The 7,595-nt window shown below is 41.7% G+C and carries 4 protein-coding genes; all 4 read right to left on the bottom strand.

Features of this window, described 5'->3' with window-relative positions:
- Positions 1-204 precede the first annotated feature (204 nt).
- Positions 205-1,632 carry a dihydrolipoyl dehydrogenase gene (gene lpdA, locus AN392_RS17970; protein ID WP_055013467.1) on the bottom strand — a complete coding sequence of 476 codons (1,428 nt, stop codon included), beginning with the start codon at positions 1,630-1,632 and terminating at the stop codon, positions 205-207.
- 163 nt (positions 1,633-1,795) lie between these two features.
- Positions 1,796-3,712 carry a pyruvate dehydrogenase complex dihydrolipoyllysine-residue acetyltransferase gene (aceF, locus tag AN392_RS17965; protein ID WP_055013466.1) on the bottom strand — a complete coding sequence of 639 codons (1,917 nt, stop codon included), beginning with the start codon at positions 3,710-3,712 and terminating at the stop codon, positions 1,796-1,798.
- A gap of 10 nt (positions 3,713-3,722) precedes the next feature.
- Positions 3,723-6,389, bottom strand: coding sequence for a pyruvate dehydrogenase (acetyl-transferring), homodimeric type (gene aceE, locus AN392_RS17960; RefSeq protein WP_010391663.1), 2,667 nt, complete (start codon positions 6,387-6,389; stop codon positions 3,723-3,725).
- Positions 6,390-6,473: 84 nt separating this feature from the next.
- Positions 6,474-7,223: a pyruvate dehydrogenase complex transcriptional repressor PdhR gene (gene pdhR, locus AN392_RS17955; RefSeq protein WP_008114937.1), complete on the bottom strand. Its 750-nt coding sequence runs from the start codon at positions 7,221-7,223 to the stop codon at positions 6,474-6,476.
- Between the last annotated feature and the right edge of the window lie 372 nt (positions 7,224-7,595).

Below are 7,595 nucleotides of genomic sequence, written 5' to 3'. Positions count from 1 at the left end.
AGCTATCAGCTATCAGCTATCAGCTATCAGCTATCAGCTATCAGCTATCAGCTATCAGCTATCAGCTATCAGCTATCAGCTATCAGCTACAAAATTTTGCTCATATTAACTTAAGTGTCAAGGGAGCTTGTCTTTACTGACGGCTATAAAAACAAAAAACCCAAGCCGAGGCTTGGGTTTTTTATCGCGATTAACTAAAAGAAATTACTTCTTCTTTTTAACTGCTTTTTTGTTTGGTAAATCAGTGATTGAACCTTCAAAAATTTCAGCAGCAAGGCCGATTGATTCGTTCAATGTTGGGTGAGCATGAATTGTTAGCGCTAGGTCTTCACCATCTGCACCCATTTCAATACCTAGACCGATTTCGCCCAGCATTTCGCCTGCGTTAATACCAATCATAGCACCACCGATAATACGGCCGCTTTCTTTATCAAAAATAAGCTTAGTAGAACCTTCAGTACGTGAAGAAGCAATAGCACGACCCGATGCAGCCCAAGGGAATACAGCTGTTTCAATGCTTAAACCTTGCTCTTTCGCTTCTTTTTCAGTTACACCAGCCCATGCAATTTCAGGGTCAGTATAAGCAATTGAAGGAATACACTTAGGATCAAAGTAATGTTTTTGACCAGAGATAACTTCTGCTGCAACATGGCCTTCATGAACCGCTTTATGCGCAAGCATAGGTTGACCCACTAAGTCACCAATCGCAAAAATATGTTCTACGTTAGTACGTAATTGCTTATCAACGTTAATAAAACCACGCTCATCAACATTCACACCCGCTTTATCAGCGTCTAACATGTTACCATTTGGTGTACGACCTACAGCAACAAGTACTTTGTCGTAACGTACTGGCTCTGCCAATGCATTTTTGCCTTCAAACGTAACATATAAACCGTCGTCTTTTGCTTCAACGCCAGTTACTTTAGTTGAAAGCATTACATTAAACTTGTCTTTAACATGCTTTTGGTAAATTTTAATGATGTCTTTATCAGCAGCAGGAACAAGTTGGTCTGCAAATTCTACAACATCAATTGCAGAACCTAGTGCACGGTAAACCGTACCCATTTCAAGACCGATAATACCACCACCTAAAACAAGTAGCTTTTCAGGAACATCTTTAAGCTCTAGCGCGCCCGTTGAATCAATAACGCGATCATCCTCAGGGATGAAAGGTAAGTTTACAGGTTTAGAACCTGCAGCAATAATTGCGTTATCAAAGGTAATGGTTGTTTTACCGTCAGCGCCTTCAACATCTAAAGTGTTGCTACCAGTAAATTTACCGTAACCAGATACAACTTTTACTTTACGCATTTTAGCCATGCCGTCTAAGCCACCTGTAAGCTGGCCAACAACAGAGTCTTTCCAAGAACGAACTTCATCTAAGTCAATTTTTGGTGCGCCAAAAGTAACGCCGTGAGATGACATTTCTGCAGCATCATCAATCACTTTAGCTACGTGTAAAAGTGCTTTAGAAGGAATACAACCAACATTAAGACATACACCGCCTAATGTCTCGCGAGATTCTACTAATGTAACTTCTAAGCCCAAGTCAGCAGCGCGAAAAGCCGCAGAGTAACCACCAGGACCACCGCCTAGTACAACAACTTGAGTTTTTAATTCGTTGCTCATGCTATTACCTTTATTGTTTGAACGGGACACAGCCCCAAAATTTAACTGCCATGTTTCTGCAAGGCAGAAAAGGGCATTTGTGCAAATATTGTATCATTGCAAATGATAAAAATCCCAGCTAAAAACAACTGGCTGGGATTTGATTTTACTCACTCTGTAGTGATCACATCACTAACTGGCGTATATCACTCATGTAACTTGCAAGAGTAACAGTAAAGCGTGCAGCAAGTGCACCGTCAATCACTCTATGGTCGTAAGACATTGAAAGTGGAACCATTAGCTTAGGCTCAAACTCTTTACCATTCCACTTAGGCTTCATTTCAGATTTTGACACACCTAAAATTGCCACCTCAGGCGCATTCACAATCGGCGTAAATGCCGTACCGCCAATGCCACCTAGGCTTGAAATAGTAAAACAACCACCTTGCATATCTGATGAACTTAACTTGCCATCACGCGCTTTAACAGATACTTCCATTAGTTCACGAGATAGTTCAATAATGCCTTTTTTATCAACATCTTTAAACACTGGTACAACTAAGCCATTTGGCGTATCAACCGCTACACCAATATTAATGTACTTTTTAAGGATTAAGCTTTCGCCATCCTCTGAAAGCGATGAGTTAAATGTAGGGAACTCAGCAAGCGCTTTAGCAGCTGCTTTCATTACAAACACGAGTGGCGTAATTTTAACACCCAGCTTTTTCTTCTCGTTAAGCGCGTTTTGCTCTTTACGGAACTGCTCAAGGCTCGTGATATCCGCTTCATCAAACTGGGTAACATGTGGGATTTGTACCCAGTTACGGTGTAAGTTTTTACCTGACAGCTTTTGAATACGAGAGAGTTTTTTCTCTTCTATTTCACCAAACTTAGCAAAATCAACTTTTGGCCATGGAATTAAACCAAGCTCACCGCCACCAGCATTGCCTTTAGCTGCTGATACTTGACCAGACTCAACTTGCTTAACCAGTTGCTTAACATAGTTTTGCACGTCTTCTTTAACAACACGGTTTTTACGGCCCGTGCCTTTAACGTTGGCAAGGTTAATACCAAACTCACGCGCTAAACGGCGAACCACTGGAGATGCATGTGCATAAGCGCTATTGTTTTCAAAGCTTTCAGAGCTTGCTTTAGCAGATGATGCTGCTGATTTTGACTCAGCCTGAGCTGCCGGCTTAGATTCTGTTTTAGGCGCTGGTGCTGATTTTTCTGCAGGTGCTGCAGCTGGTGCACTACCCGCCACTTCAAATACAAAAATCAATGAGCCAGTTTTAACTTTATCGCCAGTCGCTACTTTAATCTCTTTAACAGTACCTGCAAACGGCGCCGGTACTTCCATAGCTGCTTTGTCGCCTTCAACGTTTAAGATAGATTGCTCTTCTTCTACGCTATCGCCAACCGCAACCATAACTTCTGTTACTTCAACTTCGTCATCACCAATATCAGGCACGCTAACTTCTTTAGTGCTTGATGCCGATGTTTGTTCAGCAGGCTTCTCTTGTGCTTTTGAATCAGCTGCTGGGGCACTTTGGTTATCACCACCTGACACTTCAAAAACAAATACTAATGAACCCGTTTTCACTTTGTCACCAGTATTTACTTTAATTTCTTTTACTGTACCGGCAAAGGGTGCTGGTACTTCCATTGCCGCTTTGTCGCCTTCAACGTTTAAGATAGATTGCTCTTCTTCTACGCTATCACCAACTGCAACCATAATTTCAGTTACTTCAACTTCGTCATCACCAATATCTGGCACAGTGACTTCTTTGGTTGATGAAGCCGATGACGCAGCAGGTGCTGCTTCCTCGGTTTTTTCAGCTTCTTTAGAGTCAGCAGCAGAATCTTGCGCTTCACCTTCAAAGATGAACACTAAAGTGCCTGTGGTAACAGTGTCACCCACATTTACTTTAATTTCTTTTACCGTACCGGCTTGTTCAGCAGGTACTTCCATCGCAGCTTTATCACCTTCAACACTTAATAGTGATTGGTCAACTTCAACTTTATCGCCAACGCTCACTAGTATTTCGGTTACTTCTACTTCATCGCCACCGATATCAGGTACTTTAATTTCAATACTCATTGCAAACCTCTTATGCGTACAGTGGATTTAGTTTGTTAGTGTCGATGTTGAATTTTTTAATAGCTTCAACAACCACTGACTTTTCAACTTCACCACGTTTAGCAAGTTCAGATAATGTCGCAACTACCACGTAGCTTGCGTTAACTTCAAAGTGACGACGTAGGTTTTCACGGCTGTCTGAACGACCGTAACCATCTGTACCCAATACTTTGTAGTTATTGCTTGGAATAAATGAACGCGCTTGTTCTGCGTAGTTTTTCATGTAATCCGTTGCAGCAACAGTTACTGAATCGTTTAATACGCTAGTGATGTATGGCGTTTTTTGCTCGCTTTCTGGGTTAAGCATGTTGAAACGTTCAACATCTTGTCCATCACGGGTAAGTTCATTGAATGAAGTTACTGAGTAAACATCAGACGCAATACCAAACTCTTCGCTTAAAATTGCTGCAGCTTTACGCACTTCAGTCATGATAGTACCTGAGCTTAATAGCTGTACGTTGGCTTTTTTACCCTCGTAGCTTTCTAGCTTGTAGATACCTTTACGAATACCTTCTTCAGCGCCTTCTGGCATTGCTGGCTGATGGTAGTTTTCGTTCATTAGCGTTAGATAGTAGTAAATGTTTTCTTGCTCTTCACCGTACATACGACGAATACCGTCTTGCACGATAACCGCTACTTCAAATGCATAAGTAGGATCGTAAGAAATACAGTTAGGTACCGTGTTTGCAAGAATGTGGCTGTGGCCATCTTCGTGCTGTAAGCCTTCACCATTTAGCGTTGTACGACCCGCTGTAGCACCTAATAAGAAACCACGTGCTTGTTGATCCCCTGCCATCCATGCCATGTCACCAACACGTTGGAAACCAAACATAGAGTAGTAAATGTAGAATGGGATCATCGGTAAGTCATTGGTACTGTAAGATGTTGCAGCAGCAACCCATGACGACATTGCACCTAGCTCGTTAATCCCTTCTTGTAATACCTGCCCTGAGGTTGCTTCTTTATAGTAAGAAACAATATCACGGTCTTGAGGGGTGTAATTTTGGCCATGTGGGTTGTAAATACCGATTTGACGGAATAAACCTTCCATACCAAAAGTACGTGCTTCATCGGCAATAATTGGCACAATATTTTTACCAATACCTTTATCTTTTAATAAGATATTAAGTGCACGCACAAAGCCCATAGTGGTTGAAATATCACGCTTTTGCTCTTCAAGTAATGGCTTGAACGCATCTACTTCTGGTAACTGTAACTTTTCAGAAAACTTAGCGATACGTGTTGGCGTGTAACCTTGTAGCGCATCACGACGTGCATGAAGGTACTTATACTCTGGAGAATCTTTTTCAAGCTCTAAGTATGGTAGCTCTTTTAATTGCTCTTCAGATACTAAATCATCTAAGCCTAAACGAGAGCGTAAGTGAGCCACATGCGACATATCCATTTTCTTAACTTGGTGCGCAATGTTTTTACCTTCAGCCGCTTCACCCATGCCGTAACCTTTTACTGTTTTAGCAAGGATTACTGTTGGACGACCTTTCGTTTCTTCTGCTTTTTTAAATGCAGCAAACAGTTTTGAAGGCTCATGACCACCGCGCTTAAGGGCGAAAATTTCTTCATCTGTCATATCAGCAACAAGTGCTGCTGTTTCTGGGTAACGACCAAAGAAATGTTCACGTACGTACGCGCCATCTTTCGCTTTATATGTTTGGTAATCACCATCAACAGTTTCGTTCATTAACTGAAGTAATTTACCTGTGGTGTCTTTAGCAAGCAGAATATCCCAACCGCTTCCCCAAACAAGTTTAATAACATTCCAGCCAGCGCCTTTAAATAGCCCTTCTAGCTCTTGAATGATTTTACCGTTACCCATTACAGGGCCATCTAAGCGCTGTAGGTTACAGTTAACTAAGTAACATAGGTTATCTAGCTTTTCACGGGCAGCAAAAGAAATAGCACCACGTGATTCTGGCTCATCCATTTCACCATCACCTAAAAACGCATATACACGTTGGTTTTTAGTGTCTTTTAAGCCACGGCCATCTAAGTACTTTAAGAAACGCGCTTGGTAAATTGAAGAAATTGGACCTAAGCCCATAGATACCGTTGGGAACTGCCAAAACTCAGGCATTAATTTAGGATGAGGGTAAGAAGGTAGGCCTTTACCATCGACTTCCTGACGGAAATTATCAAGCTGTTCGGCACTTAAACGCCCTTCAACAAATGCACGCGCATAAATACCCGGAGAAATATGACCTTGGTAATAAACTAAATCGCCGCCATCAACATCATTTGGCGCTTTAAAGAAATGGTTAAAACACACTTCGTAAAATGCAGCAGACGATTGGTAAGACGCCATATGGCCGCCTAAGTCGAGATCTTTTTTCGATGCACGCAATACAATCATAATCGCGTTCCAGCGAATAATTGAACGAATACGGCGCTCAAGATTTACATCGCCAGGGTAGGCAGGTTCTTGATCAACCGGAATCGTATTAACGTAGTTTGTGTTAATGCCTGTTGGCATATCAACACCGTCTAAACGGGCTTGTTCTAACACTTGCTCAAGTAAAAACTGAGCTCGTTCAACACCTTCTTCGCGCACAACCGATTCAAGAGCTTGTAACCACTCTTGTGTTTCTAGCGCGTCTACGTCAATTTTATTGACTTCAGACATATGGAGGTTTCCTTATGTTTAAAATACTAATTTTATGTATTGAATACTTCACTGTTGAATCAAGTTAACAGTGAATGTACTTGCTTAATTTTGTTTGGTGCGTCTTAAACTACGTTCAATTCGCGAATGCTCTTTACCCGCTTCAAGCAATGCTTCTTCAATATAGGCTAAATGCGCATTACTCGCTAAGCGAGCTTGTTCAGGATTACCGTCAATCACTGCATCCATTAATAAACGCCTGTGTTCGGCTAATTGGCTGCTTATATCTGACTTTTTAAGTAACACCGTTAAATTTTGTAAAACATTCTGCTCAAGTAAGCTTTGCATCCCTCTTACTAAATGCAGTAACACTACGTTATGAGACGCCTCAGCGATGCAAAAATGAAAGTCATTAATCGCTTTGGCTTTTTGCTTTAATTCATCTTTAGCTAATGCAATCTGATCAAAGCTCTGTTTTACTTTTGCAAAATCGTTGCTTGTTCCGCGAAGTGCTGCGTAATAAGCCGCTATTCCCTCTAGCGCATGACGAAATTCTAATAAATCAAATTGCGATTCGGGGTGCTTACTGATCAAATCAAACAACGGATCAGTCAGTCCCTCTTCCAATTGATTTTTTACATACGTTCCACCACCTTGACGACGGGTTACAAGCCCTTTTGCCTCAAGCTTTTGAATGGCTTCACGCAACGACGGACGCGACACTTCAAATTGCTTAGCGAGTTCACGCTCCGGTGGTAACTTTTCTCCTGGTGCTAACGACCCCTCAAGAATCATGTTCTCAAGTTGTTGTAAAATAACATCAGATAATTTTGCCGCTTTAATTTTTAAAGACATCAATCAACGTCCGCGTTGTATAAGTGCTAGCAGCCCATTAAATAAGGCTTTTAACTGAATGACCTGACCAAAAGGTAAATTGGTCATACCAAATTTTGCCATACGTTATCAAAAACCGTAATTACTGTCAATTTACAGCAGTTTTAAAGCCCTAAGGCCAGCGTAACGTAATTTAAACAAAGTTCAAATAATACACAGATCACAGAGGGTAAAGAAAGGTTAATAAGATGAAAAACAAATGGTCAGACCAGCTGATTTTAATTTTCGGGGTTCGAGGTTCGAGGTTCGAGGTTCGAGGTTCGAGGTTCGAGGTTCGGGGTTCGGGGTTCGGGGTTCGGGGTTCGGGGTTCGGGGTTCGGGGTTCGGGGTTCG

Source organism: Pseudoalteromonas sp. P1-16-1b (genome assembly GCF_001401785.1).
Lineage (GTDB): Bacteria > Pseudomonadota > Gammaproteobacteria > Enterobacterales > Alteromonadaceae > Pseudoalteromonas > Pseudoalteromonas undina.
Note: the sequence above shows the minus strand (reverse complement) of the source record. Positions and strands in the feature narration are given on the sequence as shown.